The 17,000-nt window shown below is 64.2% G+C and carries 12 protein-coding genes; 4 read left to right on the top strand and 8 right to left on the bottom strand.

From position 1 onward, the window contains the following. The first annotated feature begins 396 nt into the window (after nucleotides 1-396). Complete coding sequence (gene pepN / locus X726_RS153645; RefSeq protein WP_023670190.1) at nucleotides 397-3,036, top strand: aminopeptidase N; 2,640 nt, start codon at nucleotides 397-399, stop codon at nucleotides 3,034-3,036. A 309-nt stretch (nucleotides 3,037-3,345) separates the two neighbouring features. Then, a complete protein-coding gene (locus tag X726_RS153650) occupies nucleotides 3,346-5,667 on the top strand; it encodes a PAS domain-containing sensor histidine kinase (RefSeq protein ID WP_023670189.1) in 2,322 nt (773 codons plus the stop codon). Between the two features lie 104 nt (nucleotides 5,668-5,771). Here the strand turns inward: X726_RS153650 and X726_RS153655 are convergent, their stop codons facing one another. The 5 genes from X726_RS153655 to X726_RS153675 all read right to left on the bottom strand — a co-directional run bounded on the left by X726_RS153655 (nucleotide 5,772) and on the right by X726_RS153675 (nucleotide 13,342). Further along, nucleotides 5,772-6,245 (bottom strand): hypothetical protein, encoded by a 474-nt coding sequence (locus X726_RS153655; protein WP_023670188.1) that lies wholly within the window; start codon nucleotides 6,243-6,245, stop codon nucleotides 5,772-5,774. Between the two features lie 65 nt (nucleotides 6,246-6,310). Continuing rightward, nucleotides 6,311-9,277, bottom strand: a complete 2,967-nt coding sequence (locus tag X726_RS153660; RefSeq protein ID WP_031214955.1) for a bifunctional [glutamine synthetase] adenylyltransferase/[glutamine synthetase]-adenylyl-L-tyrosine phosphorylase — start codon at nucleotides 9,275-9,277, stop codon at nucleotides 6,311-6,313. After that, complete coding sequence (locus X726_RS153665) at nucleotides 9,277-10,752, bottom strand: HAMP domain-containing sensor histidine kinase (RefSeq protein WP_023670186.1); 1,476 nt, start codon at nucleotides 10,750-10,752, stop codon at nucleotides 9,277-9,279. The genes X726_RS153660 and X726_RS153665 overlap by 1 nt, the downstream gene beginning before the upstream one ends. A 107-nt stretch (nucleotides 10,753-10,859) precedes the next feature. Beyond that, on the bottom strand, nucleotides 10,860-11,534 hold the full coding sequence (locus X726_RS153670; protein ID WP_023670185.1) for a response regulator transcription factor: 675 nt from the start codon (nucleotides 11,532-11,534) through the stop codon (nucleotides 10,860-10,862). Nucleotides 11,535-11,788: 254 nt separating this feature from the next. Beyond that, nucleotides 11,789-13,342: a Do family serine endopeptidase gene (locus tag X726_RS153675; protein ID WP_023670184.1), complete on the bottom strand. Its 1,554-nt coding sequence runs from the start codon at nucleotides 13,340-13,342 to the stop codon at nucleotides 11,789-11,791. Between the two features lie 191 nt (nucleotides 13,343-13,533). On the opposite strand from X726_RS153675, the gene X726_RS153680 reads away from it, so the two are divergent. Then, nucleotides 13,534-13,803: a CopG family ribbon-helix-helix protein gene (locus tag X726_RS153680; RefSeq protein ID WP_023670183.1), complete on the top strand. Its 270-nt coding sequence runs from the start codon at nucleotides 13,534-13,536 to the stop codon at nucleotides 13,801-13,803. After that, entirely contained in the window at nucleotides 13,800-14,108 is a 309-nt protein-coding gene (locus X726_RS153685; protein WP_023670182.1) for a type II toxin-antitoxin system RelE/ParE family toxin, read from the top strand. Before X726_RS153680 ends, X726_RS153685 begins: the two co-directional genes overlap by 4 nt. Here X726_RS153685 and X726_RS153690 read toward each other — a convergent pair. Genes X726_RS153690 through ccmE form a run of 3 tightly spaced genes read right to left on the bottom strand, consistent with a single transcriptional unit; the run spans nucleotide 14,105 to nucleotide 17,000 of the window. Continuing rightward, a complete protein-coding gene (locus tag X726_RS153690) occupies nucleotides 14,105-14,569 on the bottom strand; it encodes a cytochrome c-type biogenesis protein (protein ID WP_023670181.1) in 465 nt (154 codons plus the stop codon). The two genes, X726_RS153685 and X726_RS153690, sit on opposite strands and share 4 nt — an antisense overlap. After that, nucleotides 14,566-16,557: a heme lyase CcmF/NrfE family subunit gene (locus X726_RS153695; RefSeq protein WP_023670180.1), complete on the bottom strand. Its 1,992-nt coding sequence runs from the start codon at nucleotides 16,555-16,557 to the stop codon at nucleotides 14,566-14,568. Before X726_RS153695 ends, X726_RS153690 begins: the two co-directional genes overlap by 4 nt. Beyond that, nucleotides 16,557-17,000 (bottom strand): cytochrome c maturation protein CcmE, encoded by a 444-nt coding sequence (gene ccmE / locus X726_RS153700; RefSeq protein WP_023670179.1) that lies wholly within the window; start codon nucleotides 16,998-17,000, stop codon nucleotides 16,557-16,559. The genes X726_RS153695 and ccmE overlap by 1 nt, the downstream gene beginning before the upstream one ends.

The following is a 17,000-nucleotide window of genomic DNA, read 5'->3' as shown; positions in this document are numbered from 1 at the left end:
GCCGCGCGTCGTCTTCGACGCGCAAAGGACGCTCTGACACTTTAAATCTGCGCATCGTGCTTTCCAAAAATCGACATCGATTTTTGGGCCGATGCGCGCCGGGATGATCGGACAGTTTCCCGCCCGCTTCGTCTCCAGGTCCGGCTTTCACTGTTCTGTTGCTTCCCGGATCTCCGCTGAGATGCGCGTCGAACGACGCGGTACACAGGCGCCCATGCCGAACTTCGATCTGACGACGGTCATCAAGGCCTCACGATGATGGCGGAAGGGGAACGCCCCGAAATAGGCATTGGCGCAGTTTTGTCGAGTGACCGTTTCGTGTAAAGAGCGCGCAACTTTAGATTAATGGGCCAGGACACGTCAGCGGCTCCGATAGCGACAGGGAAACCCAAGGGAATGCGAACCGATACCGGCCAGGTCTTCAAGCTCGAAGACTACCGCCCCAACGACTTTTCCATCCCGCAAACCGGCCTCACCTTCCGCCTTTCGCCAGACGCAACGCGTGTCACCGCAGTGCTGACGATCGAACGCCGCGATGGCGCCGCCGCCTCGACGTCGCTGGTGCTGGACGGCGACGGGCTGGTGCTCAAGCGCATTGCCATCGACGGTCGCGAGCTTGCCCCGGCCGAGTATCTCGCCACGCCGGACCAGCTGACCATTTTGGGGCCGCCGGCCCGTTTCCAGCTGCTGCTCGAGACCGAGATCGCGCCGGCCAGCAATGAGGCGCTGATGGGCCTCTACCGCTCCAGCAATGTCTATTGCACGCAATGCGAGGCCGAGGGCTTTCGCCGCATCACCTATTTCCTCGACCGCCCCGACATCCTGTCGGTCTATACCGTGCGTATCGAGGCGAGGCTGGACGAAGCGCCGCTGTTGCTTTCCAACGGCAATCCGGTCGAAAGCGGCGCGCTTGCCGACGGCTGGCACTTTGCAGTCTGGGACGACCCCTTCCCCAAGCCGTCCTATCTGTTTGCGCTCGTGGCCGGCAATCTCGGCAAGTTTGCGGACAGTTTCGTCACCATGTCCGGGCGCGAGGTCGAACTCGGCATCTATGTCGAGCCAGGCAAGGAGGGGCTTGCCGGCTACGCCATGGATGCGCTGAAGCGCTCGATGCAATGGGACGAGCAGGCCTTCGGCCGCGAATACGACCTCGACGTCTTCAACATCGTCGCCGTTTCCGACTTCAACATGGGGGCCATGGAGAACAAGGGCCTCAATATTTTCAACGACAAGTATGTGCTGGCCGACCGGGAAACCGCCACCGATGCCGATTTCGCCAATATCGAGGCGATCATCGCGCATGAGTATTTCCACAACTGGACCGGCAACAGGATCACCTGCCGCGACTGGTTCCAGCTCTGCCTCAAGGAAGGGCTGACGGTCTTTCGCGACCATGAATTCTCCGCCGACCAGCGCTCGCGCGCGGTCAAGCGCATCGCCGAAGTGCGCACGCTCAGGGCACACCAGTTCCCCGAGGACCAGGGACCGCTGGCGCATCCGGTGCGGCCGCGCCGCTACCGCGAGATCAACAATTTCTACACGGCGACCGTCTACGAAAAAGGCTCGGAAGTCGTGCGCATGATCCGCACCATTCTCGGACCTGACACGTTCCGCGCCGGAATGGATCTCTATTTCGAGCGCCATGACGGCGAAGCAGCGACGATCGAGGATTTCCTCAAAGTGTTCGAGGACGCCTCCGGGCGCGATCTGTCGCAATTCGCGCTCTGGTACCACCAGGCGGGCACGCCGAACCTGACCGTCAGTTCGACGCACAATCCGGCCACGCGCGAGTTCACGCTCGAGATCGAGCAGTCGGTGCCGCCGACGCCGTCGGAAAGCCGCAAGCGGCTGATGCACATCCCGCTCGCCTTCGGGCTGGTCGGCGCTGGCGGCGAACCGGTTGCCTATGGCGGCGTCGAGGGCGCCGCCGTCGAGGACGGTGTCATCCATATTCGCAAGCGCCGTCACATGGTGCGCTTCTCAGGCGTTGCCGAGCGGCCGGCGGTGTCGCTCAACCGCGGCTTTTCGGCACCGATCACGCTTTCGGTCGAGCAGAAGGCCGACGACCAGTTCTTCCTCGCCGGCCATGACAGCGATGCCTTCGCGCGCTGGCAGGCGTTCAACACGCTGCTCACCGATGCGCTGATAGCGGCCTTCCGCCAGATCCTCGGCGGCGCGAAGCCGGCTTTCACCGCCAGGCTGACCGGACTTGCCGGCAAGATCGCCGGCGACGAGACCCTGGAACCTGCCTACCGGGCGCTGGCGCTGTCACTTCCGGGCGAGGCCGACATTGCCCGCGACATCGGCACGAACATCGATCCCGACGCCATCTTTGCCGCTCGCGAGGCGTTGGCGCTGGCAATCGCACGCGCCAATCAGCAAACGTTCACCGACCTATACGGCCGCCTCGCCGGCGACGGGCCGTTCAGCCCCGACGCGGCAAGTGCGGGACGCCGCGCGCTGCGCAACATCCTGCTCGACTACCTCTCGCTGCTGCCGAAAGGTGCTGCGCTCGCCGCCCGGCATTTCGAAACCGCGACCAACATGACCGACCGCGCCGCAGCGCTGACCGTCCTTGCGCACCGCCATGACGGTTCGCCGGAGGCGATCAAGGCGCTGGCCGATTTCGAGGCGCGTTATGGCGCCGATCCGCTGGTCATGGACAAATGGTTCCAGATCCAGGCCAGCGTGCCGGGACGCCGGACAGTCGACACGGTACGCGAGCTGACTGGTCACGCAGCTTTCTCGATGGCCAATCCGAACCGGGTGCGCTCGCTGGTCGGCACATTCGCCAGCGCCAACCAGACCGGCTTCCACCGCGCCGATGGCGAAGGGTACCGGTTTTTTACCCAGACCGTACTCGAGGTTGAAAAACGCAATCCGCAAGTGGCGGCCAGGCTGGCGACAGCGCTGCGCTCGTGGCGCTCGCTGGAGCCGGGCAGGCAAGCCAAGGCCAGGGAAGCGCTGCTGGCGATCGCCGGTGCCGAGAACCTGTCGGCGGATTTGCGGGACATTGTGGAGCGAACGCTGGCCTGATCCCTCCCCCTTGAGGGGACGGTGGACAGCCGCCGAAGGCGGATGGACGGGTGGGGTCGTTGCGGCAGTGCGCGACCTCGACCAACTTCGACCGTGATTGAGAGAGTCGAGCGCTTCGCCGAGGACCCCACCCGGCCCTTCGGGCCACCCTCCCCTCAAGGGGAGGGATTTCAGCGTTTTTCAATCAATTTTTAATGTTTTTCGGCCGCGCCTCTGGACAAGGCGAATCACCTTTGATTCTTTACAGACGATTCGGATGTGCGGTGTTGCCGGATCGTCAAGCGTACGGAAATTCGGGGAGTGCCATTTATGGCCAAGGCGGACGCGTGGGGCGCGCCCGAAGGGACGGCTTTTGAGCGGCGCAAGGCGCGAGGCGACGGCCTCGCCGGCAATACGCGGCTCATCGCTGAACCAGCCTACCGGCGGCTCCTGGCTGCCGAACCCCTTCTGCGCCGTTCGATACCGGCTCTCATCATCATCTTCCTGATCGTCATCGCCGCACTGCGCGTGCTGTCGCTGATGAACGAGCGCGACGAGGCCGAGCGCGACGGTAAGGCGGTGCTAGGTCTCGCCGCCGGCCAGATGGCGAACGCAATCTCGGCCGACCCGACCGCGGCATCCAGCGGTGCAATTGATCTTCTGGAAAGCACGAGCCGCCAGGGCGCCATGGGCAGAAGCCATGTGCTTGTGATCACCGACAGCGCCTTCAAGATCATTGCCGTGTCGCCGCTGTCGACCGGCTGGCAAGGGCGATCGCTGGACAGCCTGGTGCTGGACGGCCAGCCGCTGTTCATGTTCGGCGACCGCGCCGGGGTCATGGATGTCAGCATCGGCGGCCAGGACTGGTACGCGGCGGTGAGCCTGACCCGGGACCGCAAGAACGCCGCCGCCGTGCTGGTGCCGCAGGAAGCGGTGTTCGACAACTGGCGCAAGACCGTCTCGCTCAACGTCACGCTGTTTGTGCTGACAGCCGGCGTGCTGATCATCATCCTCTACGCCTATTTCGGCCAGGCATCGCGCGCCCAGACAGCCGACCGCATCTATCTCGAAGCCCATCAGCGCATCGACATGGCGCTGGTTCGCGGTCGCTGCGGCCTGTGGGACTGGGACATGGTGCGCGGCAAGATGTACTGGTCGCGCTCGATGTACGACATGCTGGGCTACGAGCCCTGCAACTCGATGCTGTCGTTCGGCGAGGTCGACGACATCATCCACCCCGAGGACGGCGACCTGTTCGAGCTGGCCAACAAAATCGTCGAGCGCGAGATCGACCATATCGACCAGGTGTTCCGGATGCGTCACGCCGACGGCCAGTGGGTGTGGATGCGCGCCAGGGCCCAGGTGATCGACCCGGAAGCGCCTGAGATCCAGCTGATCGGCATTGCCGTCGACGTCACCGAGCAGCGGCATCTGGCGCTGCGCTCGGAGGCGGCCGACCTGCGCCTGCGGACCGCGATCGAAAACATCAACGAATCCTTCGTGCTGTGGGATGCCGCCCAGCGCCTGATCATGTGCAATTCCAAATACCAGAAGGACAACGGCCTGTCGGACCGCGACGTCATGCCGGGCGCTGCGCGCGCCGTGCTTGAAGAGCGCATGCTGGCCTTCGCCTCTGAACGGCGGCTGGCCAACACCAACGGGCCGCAAGGGGGCGCAACCTTCGAGCGGCAGCTCTCCGACGGCCGCTGGCTGCAGGTCAACGAACTGAGGACCCGGGACGGCGGCACGGTCTCCGTCGGCTCCGACATCACCCAGATCAAGCTGCACCAGGAAAAGCTGGTCGACAGCGAGCGCCGGCTGATGGCGACCATCCACGACCTCAGCCTCGCCCGCCGGGCCGAGGAAGAGCGCGCCAAGGAACTGGTCGAGCTCAACCGCGAATATATGAAGGAAACCGAGCGCGCCGAGGCCGCCAATCGGGCCAAATCCGAATTCCTAGCCAACATGTCGCACGAGCTGCGCACGCCGCTCAACGCCATCATCGGGTTCTCCGAACTGATGGAACAAGGCCTGTTCGGGCCGCTCGGTTCGCCGCGCTACGAGGAATATGCCAACGACATCAACGGCAGCGGCAAATATCTGCTCGGCGTCATCAACGACATACTCGATATGTCGAAGATCGAAGCCGGCCAATTCTCGGTGGACCGCGAGGAAATCGATCTCTGCCCGCTGATCCGCGAGACGGTGCGGGTGATCTCGCTGCAGGCGGCGGAGAAATCGATCACGGTCGAAACCCGCATCGCCGATACGATGACGCTGTTCGCCGACCGCCGGGCGATCAAGCAGATCGCCATCAATCTGCTGTCGAATGCGGTGAAGTTCACCGGCCAGGGCGGCCATATCTCGGTGCGCGCCCGCAACACGTCAGGCGCGCTGGTGCTGACCATCGAGGACAATGGCTGCGGCATTCCGAAGGAGGCACTGAGCAAGCTCGGCCGCCCCTTCGAACAGGTGCAGAACCAGTTTTCGAAGAACCACGCCGGTTCCGGCCTCGGCCTTGCCATCTCGCGCTCGCTGGCCGAGTTGCAAGGAGGAGCGCTGAAAATCCGCTCGACCGAAGGCGTCGGCACGATCGTGTCGGTGCGCATCCCGGTGAAGAAGGCGCAGCCGGCGGTGAAGGCGGCGGCCTGACGGCCCGCCAATGCCAGCGGTGCTCTCCGCCGCGTTCAAGGACTGAGTAGCCCCGGTCATGTAAGGGCTCCGGCGGCTTTCGCCGCCGGAGACATATCGCCATTTCACTCCATGCTGTCGTCGCCGCCGTCCCATTGGTGGTGGCGGCCCATGCGGCCTTTCTTTGGGAGTTCGTTGCGCTCGATCTTGCCGTCATTGTTGCGGTCGAGCATGGCGAACACCTTTTTCTCGCGCCCGGTGATGTCGTCCGTGGTCAGCGTGCCGTCGCCCTTGCTGTCGTAGCGGGCAACGATGCGCTTGGCCATTTCCTCGAACCGCGCCTTCTCCAGCGCGTCAGCGAGCTGGGCGACTGTCAGCTTGCCGCCATTATCGGCGACCAGCTTCTTCAGCCGCGCGTTCATGGCGTCGGAAAACTGGTCGAAGCTGATGGTGCCGTTGGAATCCTTCATCGCCTTGTCGAGGCGCATCATGGTGCCCTCGCGCATTCTGGCGCTGGCATTGTTCTCGGCATAGGCGGTGGTGCCAACGGCGCCGGCAAGCGCGACGAAGGCAAGGGCAAGTCCGGTTGTCTTTCTCATGGGTATTCTCCTGTTGCATCGTCACCCCCGATGCGATCCGAAACAGCCGCCAGCGCTTCACGCCCTCACAACCGTTTCGTACGAAGCAAAAGGTCGAAATCCTTTCTGACCTTTTGCGACGTCTCCTTGAGGTGTGCTTCCAGCACACCGAAATCCGGCAGGTCAGTCACCGCCAGAAGCAGATCCGACAGTCCCGGCGGAACGTCATCGCGTTCGAATGCGCCGGTGAGGCAAAGCCGCGTCATCTGGGTCAGCGCCAGATAGAGCTGGTAGGCTTCGCAAAGCTGCTGCCTGACGTCAGCCTCGGCGAAATCCGGCGACAGATGCGCCAGAATTTCGCCGGTCGCGGTCACCCTGCGGCCGGCTTCGACCTGCCCGGTTATAACCGCCACCTGCGCGATGAATTCGAGGTCGATGAGGCCGCCGGAGATGAGCTTGATGTCCCAGAGATCGCGCGGCGATTTTTCCTTCTCGATCAGCGCGCGCATCTCGGATGCCTCCGCCCTCACCTTGGCGGCGTCGCGCGGCAAGGCCAGAAGTGCCGCCACCTCGGCCTCGACCTCGGCGCAAAGGGCCGCGTCACCGCCGATGGCGCGAGCCCTTGCCAAAGCCATGTGCTCCCAGGTCCAGGCCTCCTGGCGCTGGTATTTCTTGAAGGCATCGATGTGGGTGGCCACCGGCCCCTTGTTGCCGGATGGCCGCAAGCGCAGGTCGAGCTCGTAGAGAACGCCTTCGGCGGTCGGCGCCGAGACAGCCGCGATCAGCCGCTGCGTCATCCTGGTATAGTAGTGCGATGGTGCGAGCGGCTTGTCGCCGTCGGACTCGTCGGCATTCGCGTCGTGGTCGTAGAGCAGAATGAGGTCGACATCGGAGCCGGCGGTGAGCTCGCGGCTGCCGAGTTTGCCCATGCCGAGCAGCGACACGGTGCCGCCGGCGATGCGGCCATGACGCAGCGCGAATTCGGTGGTCACCGCCTGCAATGCGGCGTCGATGGTGAGGTCGGCGAGATCGGAAAAGGCGCGGCCGGCGCGCGCCGGGTCGATCGAGCCGGCGAGCAGCCTGACACCGATCAGGAATTTCTGCTCGGAGGCAAAGATGCGCAAACGGTCGAGCACGTCCTCATAAGCCCGGTCGCCTTCGGTGAAAGCGGCCAACCGCGCTGAGAGATAGGCTCGGTTGGGCAGTTCGGCGAGCAGCGCCGGGTCGAGCAGACCGTCGAAGACATGCGGGCGCCTTGTGATGATTGCCGCCAGCCGAGGCGCGGCGCCCATGATCGTCGCCATAAGCTTCAGCAGGGCGGGATTCGACTGCAGCAGCGAAAACAGCTGGATGCCGGCGGGCAGGCCGGCGAGGAATTCGTCGAAGCGAACCAGCGCCTCGTCGGCCCGGCGCGTCTGGCCGAAGGCTTTGAGCAGCGCCGGCGTCAGTTCGGTCAGCCGCTCGCGCGCTTCCGCCGACTGGGTGGCGCGATAGCGACCGAAATGCCAGCCTCGAATGACGCGGCAGATGTCGCTTGGCCGCTGGAAGCCAAGGCCGTGCAAGGTCTGCAGCGTGTCGGGATCGTCGACATCGCCTGTGAAGACCAGATTGCCGACGCCGGCCGACAATTCAGGCGCGGTCTCGAACAGCGCGGCGTAATGGCGCTCGACCTCATGCAAAGCCGCGCGAAAGGTTTGGGCAAATCTGGCGGCATCGGCAAAGCCCAGCATATGGGCGATGCGTTCCAGCCCTTCATCATCGTCGGGCAGAATATGCGTCTGCTCGTCGGCGACCATCTGGATGGCGTGTTCGACGCGGCGCAGAAACCAATATTGCTGCCTGAGCGCGTCGCGTGCATCGGCGGTGATCCAGTTGCGCGCCGCCAGCGCACCCAGCATCGGCACCGTCTCGCGGCCGCGCAGCTCCGGAAAACGGCCGCCGGCGATCAGTTGCTGGGTCTGGACGAAGAACTCGATTTCGCGAATGCCGCCGCGGCCGAGCTTGACGTTGTGTCCTTTGACCGCGATCTCGCCATGACCCTTGTGGGCATGGATCTGGCGCTTGATCGAATGAACGTCGGCGATCGCCGCATAGTCCATGTATTTGCGCCAGACATAGGGCTGCAATTCCCGCAGGAACGCGTCCCCGGCATCGAGATCGCCGGCCACGGGACGCGCCTTGATCATGGCGGCGCGCTCCCAGTTCTGGCCGCGCGCCTCATAGTAGCGAAGTGCTGCCTCGACCGGGATCGCCAGCGGCGTCGAGCCTGGATCGGGACGAAGCCTCAAATCGGTGCGGAAGACATAGCCGTGCCCGGTGCGGTCCTGCAGGATGCGGACCAGCCTGCGGGTCAGGCGCGCAAACAGCTCTGTGGCGTCGAGCGGATCGACGATTGCCGGCGCATCCGGATCGAAGAAGACGACGAGGTCGATGTCGGAGGAGAAATTCAGTTCATGCGCGCCAAGCTTGCCCATGCCGAGCACGATCCAGCCGGATTGCCGTGACGGATTTTCGGGATCGGGCAATTTGAGCTTGCCTTGGCTGTGCGCCTCGCGCAGCAGGAAGTCGACCGCCGCACAGGTGCAGGCATCGGCGAGATTGCTGAGGCGCCTTACCGTCAGCGCGGCATCGGCCTCGCCGGAGAGGTCTGCAAGTGCGATCAGGAAGTGAGCTTCACCCTTCCACTGCCTGAGTTCCATCATCAGGCTGGATTCGGAAACGGTCTCGGAAAAGGCGGCCTTGCCGATCGCTTCGGCGATGGCGAGCAGCCGAGCCTCGACACTGTCATCGAACAGCGCGTCGAGGATTTGCGGCCGGCGGCGCGCGACATCGCGGAGGAAAGGCGAGAGATCGAAGACGGCAGCGAGAAACTCCTGGGCCGCGCCCTTGCCCCCTAGGAATTTCGCCAGCCGCGGCAGGTTCTCGTCCTTGGCATCGCCAGCGATCTCCGACAGTTCACGCCGGGCGCGGGTCTCATCCAGCGGCGCGAGCTGCGCCGCCAGTTGCAGGCGCCATTCGGTCTCGATCCGTTTCGCAGCCATCCTCACCGCCATCAATGGTCCTCCCGCGCCGGGAAGCTCATGATAACGGACAATCCGGGATTGGCAGGCAGAAGTTCAAGCCGGCCATTGTGAAAAGTCATGATCGCCTTGGCGAGGCTGAGGCCAAGACCGGATCCCGGCTGCGAGCGGCTCTTTTCCAGCCGCACGAAGCGCTCGGTCGCCCTGGCGCGGTCGGCGTCATCGGGGATGCCATGGCCGTTGTCGGCAACAGAAAGGCGGATTTCGTGACCGACGCGCTGCAGGGCTACGCGCACGGCAGGCTTTTCCGTCGCATCGGTCGAGTATTTGATGGCGTTGTCGACGATGTTCGACAGTGCCTGGCCGATCAGCTCGCGGTTGCCATCGACGGAAAAATTCCCGTCCGCGGCAGTTTCAAGCACCACGCCAGCCTCCTCCGCCACCGGCTCATAAAGCTCGACAACGTCATGCACCGCGGCGGCGAGATCGACCTTGCTGGTGCTCTCCGAGGAATAGCCGGCCTCCAGCCTGGAGATCATCAGGATGGCGTTGAAGGTTTTTATCAGCTGGTCGGATTCGGCGATGGTGCCTTCCAGCGCCTGCCGGTAGTCGGTGGTCTTGTGCTTGCCCGAAAGTGTCGCCTCAGCGCGGTTGCGCAGTCTGGTCAGCGGCGTCTTCAAATCATGGGCGATGTTGTCGGAGACCTGCTTCAGCCCATCGTTGAGCGTCGCTATCCTGGCCAGCATGGTGTTGAGGTTTTCCGACAGGCGGTCGAACTCATCGCCGGCGCCGGTCACCGGCAGCCGTCCCGTGAGATCGCCGCCCATGATGCGGCGGCTTGCCTCCGAGACGCTGTCGATGCGCTTCAGCGCGGCGCGGCCGACAAGGAACCAGATCAGCAGCCCGCCCAGGCCCATCATGCCCAGCGCCAGCATCAGGGCGCGGCGGACGACGGCGCGGAAGCGCTCGGGCTCGCCGAGATCGCGGCCGACCAGCATGATCATCTGGTTGGGCAGCCGCAGCACCAGCGCGATGGCGTTGTGGCCCTTCTCGCCCTCGGGCTGAATTTCGGTCTCGCCGGGCTGCGCGCCATTCGGGTCAGAAGCCTGGTTGCGCTGCCGTTCGAGCTCACCTTCGCCGAAACGGCGATAGGAGAAGGGTTCGGTCGTCCAGCCATCGGTCTCGAGCACCCCCGGTGCCAGGCTCTGCACGTTGCCGGTGAGGATCTGGCCGTTGACATCGGCAATGAGATAGAGGTTGGCGCCGGGCTGGCGCGAGCGCTGCTCGACGACGCGCACCAGCCGCGGCAGGCCGCCGCTCTGATAGGCACGGGCGAGGCCGAGCACCTCGTCATTGATGGTCTGCTGGGTCTGGCCGGTCAGCATGCGGGCCGACAACGACGTCATGTAGAAGACCAGCAACACGGCACATAGCGCGAAAAGCAGGAAATAAAGCGCTGAAAGCCGCGCCGCCGTCGTCCTCATGATGGCCGGCAGGGAAAGGGCCATCGAGTTCTAGCTCATGATGAGATTTGGCTGAAATCTCATCATGACCTACCCCTTTGTTGGAGCATGATCTTCTCCAAAAACCGGTACCTACTTTTTGGGATCATGCTCTAGCCGCTCTTCAGCATATAGCCGGCGCCGCGAACCGTATGCAGGATCGGCTTGTCGAAACCCTTCTCGATCTTGCCACGCAGGCGCGAGACGTGAACGTCGATCACGTTGGTCTGCGGATCGAAATGATAGTCCCAGACATTTTCGAGCAGCATGGTGCGCGTCACCACCTGGCCGGCATGGCGCATCAGATATTCGAGCAGGCGGAATTCGCGCGGCTGCAGCGTGATCTCGCGCGCCGCGCGCTTGACCGAATGGGACAGCCGGTCAAGCTCGAGATCGCCGACCCTGTAGACGGTTTCGGCCTCCCTGGCGCTGGCGCGGCGGTTCAGCACCTCGACGCGGGCGAGCAATTCGGAAAAGGCATAGGGCTTGGTCAGATAGTCGTCCCCGCCGGCGCGCAGACCGGTGACGCGGTCATCGACTTCGCCCAGCGCCGACAGGATCAGCACCGGCGTGGTGTTGCCGCGCGAGCGCAGGCCGGCAATGACGGAGAGCCCGTCGCGGCGTGGCATCATGCGGTCGACGACCATCACGTCATAGTCGCCGGCATCGGCCAGCGCAAAGCCGGTTTCGCCGTCGCCGGCGACATGGGCGGTGTGCCCAGCCTCGGCAAAGGCCTTCTGCATATAGTCGGCCGCCTCGCGATCGTCTTCTATGACGAGAATCTTCATAGAGCCGTTATACGCGATTTCGCCGGAAGATTGAGGGGCCGCCATAAGCGCAAAAGCTTTCGTTCAAGCATGTCGTTTTGCAAAAACCGCCGTGCACTTTTGGGCGACATGCTTCGATGTTAGAGCGGCAGCGGGCGATGGGGGCCCGCTGCCGCCGGGGGCAGAACACGATGACTGACTAACGCGTTCGGCCCCTTGCTTCCCGTGCGGCGGCTCGGGGGTGTTGAAACCGCCGCACTGGAAACTGTGTGATGTCAGCCTTTGGCGACTGGCAGCGCGACGAAGCGGTTTGAATCGTCGCGGGTGATCTGCATCAGCACCGCCTTGCGGCCGGACTTGACCGCATCGGCCATCGCCTTGGCGACGTCTTCGGTGCCGTTCACCTCCGTCGAATTGACCGAGGTGATGACATCGCCGGGCTGGATGCCGCGGTCGGCGGCATCGCTGTCGGGATCGACATCGGTCACCACCAGGCCCTTGCCGTTTTCCGACTTGGTGACGGTGAGGCCGAGATCGGCCAGCGCGGCGGGCTTTGCCGGTGCCGCGGGCTGCTGCGGGTCGGCCGAGGCCTGCTTGTCAGTGGATGGCAACGTGCCGAGATCGACCTTGATGGTCTGGCTCTTGCCGTCGCGCCACACCGTGACGTCGACCGACTTGCCGGGTGGGTACGCGCCGATCAGACGAGCCAGTTCCTTCGGCGATGCGACGTCCTTGCCTTCGACCTGGGTGATCACGTCACCGGCGGTGATGCCGGCCTTCTTGCCGGGGCCACCGTCCTGGGCGCCCGAAACCAGAGCCCCGTTCTGCGACTTCAGGCCCAGCGATTCGGCGATGTCCGATGTAACCGGCTGGATTTCGACGCCGAGCCAGCCACGCTGCACCGAGCCGCTCTTCATCAGATCCTGCACCACCTGCTTGGCGGTGGAGGCCGGAATGTCGAAGGCGATGCCGACGCTTCCGCCCGACGGCGAGAAGATCGCGGTGTTGATGCCGACGACCTGGCCGTTGAGGTTGAAGGTCGGGCCGCCCGAATTGCCGCGGTTGACCGAGGCGTCGATCTGGATGAAGTCGTCGTAGGGACCGGCGCCGATATCACGGCCACGGGCCGAGACGATGCCTGCGGTGACGGTGCCGCCGAGGCCGAACGGATTGCCGACGGCCACCACCCAGTCGCCGACGCGAACCTTGGAATCGTCGGCGAAATCGACATAGGTGAACTTGCCGACGCCATCGACCTTGAGCACCGCCAGATCGGTGCGCGGATCGGTGCCGATCAGCTTGGCGTCAAGCTCCTTGCCGTCATTCATCACCACTGTGAAGGCGGAGCCTTCCTCGACGACATGGTTGTTGGTGACGAGATAACCGTCATCGGAGATGAAGAAGCCCGAACCCTGCGCCACCGGACGCGGCTGGTCGTTGTTATGGTCGCGGTGGCTGAAGCGACGATTGCCGCCGCCTTGGCCGTTCTGATCGCCAAAGCCCCGGAATTGCTTGAAGAACTGGCGCAGCTGCGGATTGTCGGGGAGGTTGTTCATGCCGTCCGGATCGTCGGACTGGTCGGAGCCGTCATCGGCGGCAGGCTCGATCTTGGCCTTGACCTTGACGCTGACCACGGCCGGCGAAACGCGCTCGACGACATCGGCAAAGCCCGGCACCTGGGGCGCTTCGACCCGCACGGCATCGGCCAGAACGGGAGCTGTACCAGTGGCAACGGCGCCGAAACCGATGCCGCCGGCAATGGCCAGCGAAGCGGCGGCGGCCAACAGGCGCTTGCGGGTGCGGGAATATGGGTTGGGGGCGATAGTCATGGGTCTCATATCCTCTTTTCACTGGATGCGGCTCAGGCAGAGCATCCTCGGACAAGAGAAATAGAGAGGCGCACATTACCGCGCCATTTCCGAAGCATGAAAGTTTTGTAATGTTGGGCGGACGCACAAATCGCTTGGTTGCGCTCGCCTGCTGCGCTATGGTGTACACAACTCAGCACAAGGCTTTCACAATGACAGCAAGCACCACCATGACCATTCGAGTCTCGTCCGAGACCAAGCTGAAGCTGGAGCAGATCGCTACCGATACCAGGCGTAGTAAATCATTCCTCGCCGCCGAGGCGGTCTCAGCCTATGTCGATCGCGAGCTGGATATCATCGAAGGCATAAAACGTGGCATGGCCGACGCAGAGGCTGGCCGCGTCGTGCCCCACGACGACGCCATGGCGGAGGTCGACGCGGTGATCGAAGCAGCGAAAGCCAGGCGCGCAGGCAAGGCGTGAAGCGGTTCGTCACCTGGTCGCGAGAGGCGCTGGACGATCTCACGCAGCAAGTTGCCTTTATCGCTCAGGACAATCCTGCCGCCGCCCGACGCCTCGCGGACCGTATCCGTGAAATGGGCCGGGGCCTTGGTGATATGGCGACGGGCCGACCTGGCCGGGTAACAGGCACTTATGAGAAGCCCATCGGCCGCCTGCCCTACATCATTGCCTATGAATTGCGCCTGATCGCCGGCCGTCAGAGCATTGTTATCCTGCGCGCCATCCACACGTCGCGGGACTGGCCTTTGGAGGAATGGCCGAGCTAGTCGCTCAGCATCTTGTCCAGCGCCGCCTGTTCCTCGGCGCTCAGCGCCTTGGTTGCCAACGAGCGGCGGGAGCGTGTGGTCAGCACAATGAAAATGCCGCCGACTAGAAGCAGAAGCACCGGCGTGCCCCAAAGCAAGGCGTTGCGCGGGCTGAAGCGCGGCTTCAACAGCACGAACTCGCCGTAGCGCGACACGATATAGTCCATCACCTGCTGGTCGGTATCGCCGGCAACCAGGCGCTGGCGCACCAGGATGCGCAGGTCGCGGGCGAGGTCTGCATCGGATTCGTCGATGGACTGGTTCTGGCAGACCATGCAGCGCAGGCCTTCCGACAGTAGCCGCGCCCTCGCCTCGAGCGCCGGATCGGTGAGAACCTCGTCCGGTTTCACCGCTTGCGCCGCGCCGGCAAACAGCAGCGCCAGAAGCAGGGTGAGCGAGGCCAACGAGAACCTGGTGCTCACGGCGCGCCTGCCGACGGCATGGAGGCTGCCTGCTTGCGGCGGCGCGAGGGTGCGCCAACCCGCAGGCGACGGTCGAGCAGCGACATTGCGGCTCCCGCCATCATCACCAGAGCTCCGCCCCAGATCAGCGTCACCAGCGGCTTCCACCACAGGCGCACCACGACGGATCCATCGGTGCCTTCATCGCCCAGCGACAGATAGAGCTGGCTGAAGCCGATCGTCTCGATGCCGGATTCGGTCGTCGTCGTCTGCCGCACCGGAAAGAAGCGCTTGGCCGAGGTGATTTCGGCTGAAACGCCGCCATCGGCGCCGATCAGGGAAAAGCGGCCGCGCTGCTCGCTGTAGTTCGGACCCTGCGCCGGGAAGAGGCCGTCGAAACGCAGCGTGTGGCCGGAGAGTTCGACGCTCTCGCCGGCATGCATCGACAGTATCCTTTCGGTGCCGAAGCACAGCGTGCCGACAATGCCGAGCGTCGTCAGCCCGAGGCCGAGATGGGCAAGTGCAGTGCCGAACACCGAACGCGGCAGGCCGGCGAAACGGCGCAGCATGATGGCGTGCGACACATTGCCAAAGCCGGACTTGACGGCGAGGTCGGTGAGCGCGCCGCAGACCAGCCAGCAGGCGAGGCCGACACCAAGGGCGGCGAACACCGACGCGCCGTCGATGAACAGCCCGGTGACCAGCATCGCCAGGAGAGCGGCGCCGAAAGCCGCCATCAAGCGCTGGGCGACGGCATAGAGGTCACCGCGCTTCCAGGCGAGCAATGGTCCGAAAGGAACCACGACCAGCAGCGGCACCATCAGCGGGCCGAATGTCAGGTTGAAGAAGGGGGCGCCGACTGAGATCTTGCCGGCCGAAAGCGCTTCGACCGCCAGCGGATAGAGCGTGCCGACCAGCACGGTGGCCGTGGCCGTGGTCAGGAACAGATTGTTGAGGACGAGTGCGCCTTCGCGCGAGATCGGGTGGAACAGGCCGCCGGCCGTCAGCCGCGAGGCGCGCAGCGCAAACAGGGCCAGCGAGCCGCCGATGAACAGCGTCAAAATGCACAGGATGAAGATGCCGCGGGTCGGATCGGTGGCGAAAGCATGCACCGAGGTCAGCACGCCGGAGCGCACCAGGAAGGTGCCGAGCAGCGACAGCGAGAAGGTGAGGATGGCAAGCAGCAGCGTCCAGATCTTGAGCGCCGAACGCTTCTCCATGACGATCGCCGAATGCAGAAGAGCCGTGCCGGCCAGCCACGGCATAAAGGAGGCGTTTTCGACCGGATCCCAGAACCAGAAGCCGCCCCAGCCGAGCTCGTAGTAGGCCCAGTAGGAGCCCATCGCGATGCCGCCGGTGAGGAACATCCAGGCGACCAGCGTCCACGGCCGCACCCAGCGCGCCCAGGAGGCATCGATGCGGCCTTCGATGAGGGCGGCGACCGAGAAGGAAAAGCAGATAGAGAACCCGACATAGCCGAGATAGAGCAGCGGCGGATGGATGGCGAGGCCAAGATCCTGCAGGACCGGGTTGAGATCGCGGCCCTCGATCGGCGCCGGATTGAGCCGGGTGAACGGATTGGATGTCGCCAGGATGAACAGGAAGAAGGTGGCGCCGATCGCCCCCTGCACGGCCAGCACATTGGCGCGCAGCGTCGCCGGAAGGTTGGAGCCGAAGACAGCGACCAGCGCACCGAAGAAGGTCAGGATCAGCACCCAGAGCAGCATCGAGCCTTCGTGATTGCCCCAGGTTCCGGTGATCTTGTAGATCAGCGGCTGCAGCGAATGCGAGTTTTCCCACACGCTCGCCACCGAGAAATCGGAACTTGCATAGGCGCCGGCGAGTGCTGCGAACGATAGCGCCGTGAGCGCGAAGCCTGTGACCGTGACGGGACCGCCGACAGCCATCAGCCTCTGGTTGCCGGTACGGGCGCCGATCAGCGGCACCAGCGTCTGCACCAGCGACAGCACAAAGGCGAGGACGAGCGCGAAGTGTCCGGTCTCAACCATTACTGGCTCTTGCTCTCTTGCCACACGCCCTTGGCCTTCAGCCCGTCAGCGACTTCCTTGGGCATGTAGCGCTCGTCATGCTTGGCCAGCACGCTGTCGGCGACGAAAACGCCGTCGGCGCCAAAGCTGCCTTCGGTGATGACGCCCTGCTCCTCGCGGAACAGATCGGGCAGGATGCCGGTATAGCTGACCTTGACCGATTTGTGCGTGTCGGTGACCGAGAACGCAACCGTCGCGCCCTGCCCGCGCACGACCGTGCCCTTTTCGACGAGGCCGCCGAGCCTGATGCGCTGTCCCGGCTGCAAGCTGGCGGTGGTCAGATCGGCGGGCATATAGAAATAGGAGGCCTTCTGGCCCAACGCATAGAAGGTCAGCCCGGTGGCGGCGCCGAGGAAGGCAAGACCTCCGACAATCACCGACAATCGCTTCTGCTTGCGCGTCAT

Origin of the sequence: Mesorhizobium sp. LSJC285A00 (assembly GCF_000503155.1) — a bacterium.
Lineage (GTDB): Bacteria > Pseudomonadota > Alphaproteobacteria > Rhizobiales > Rhizobiaceae > Mesorhizobium.
Note: the sequence above shows the minus strand (reverse complement) of the source record. Positions and strands in the feature narration are given on the sequence as shown.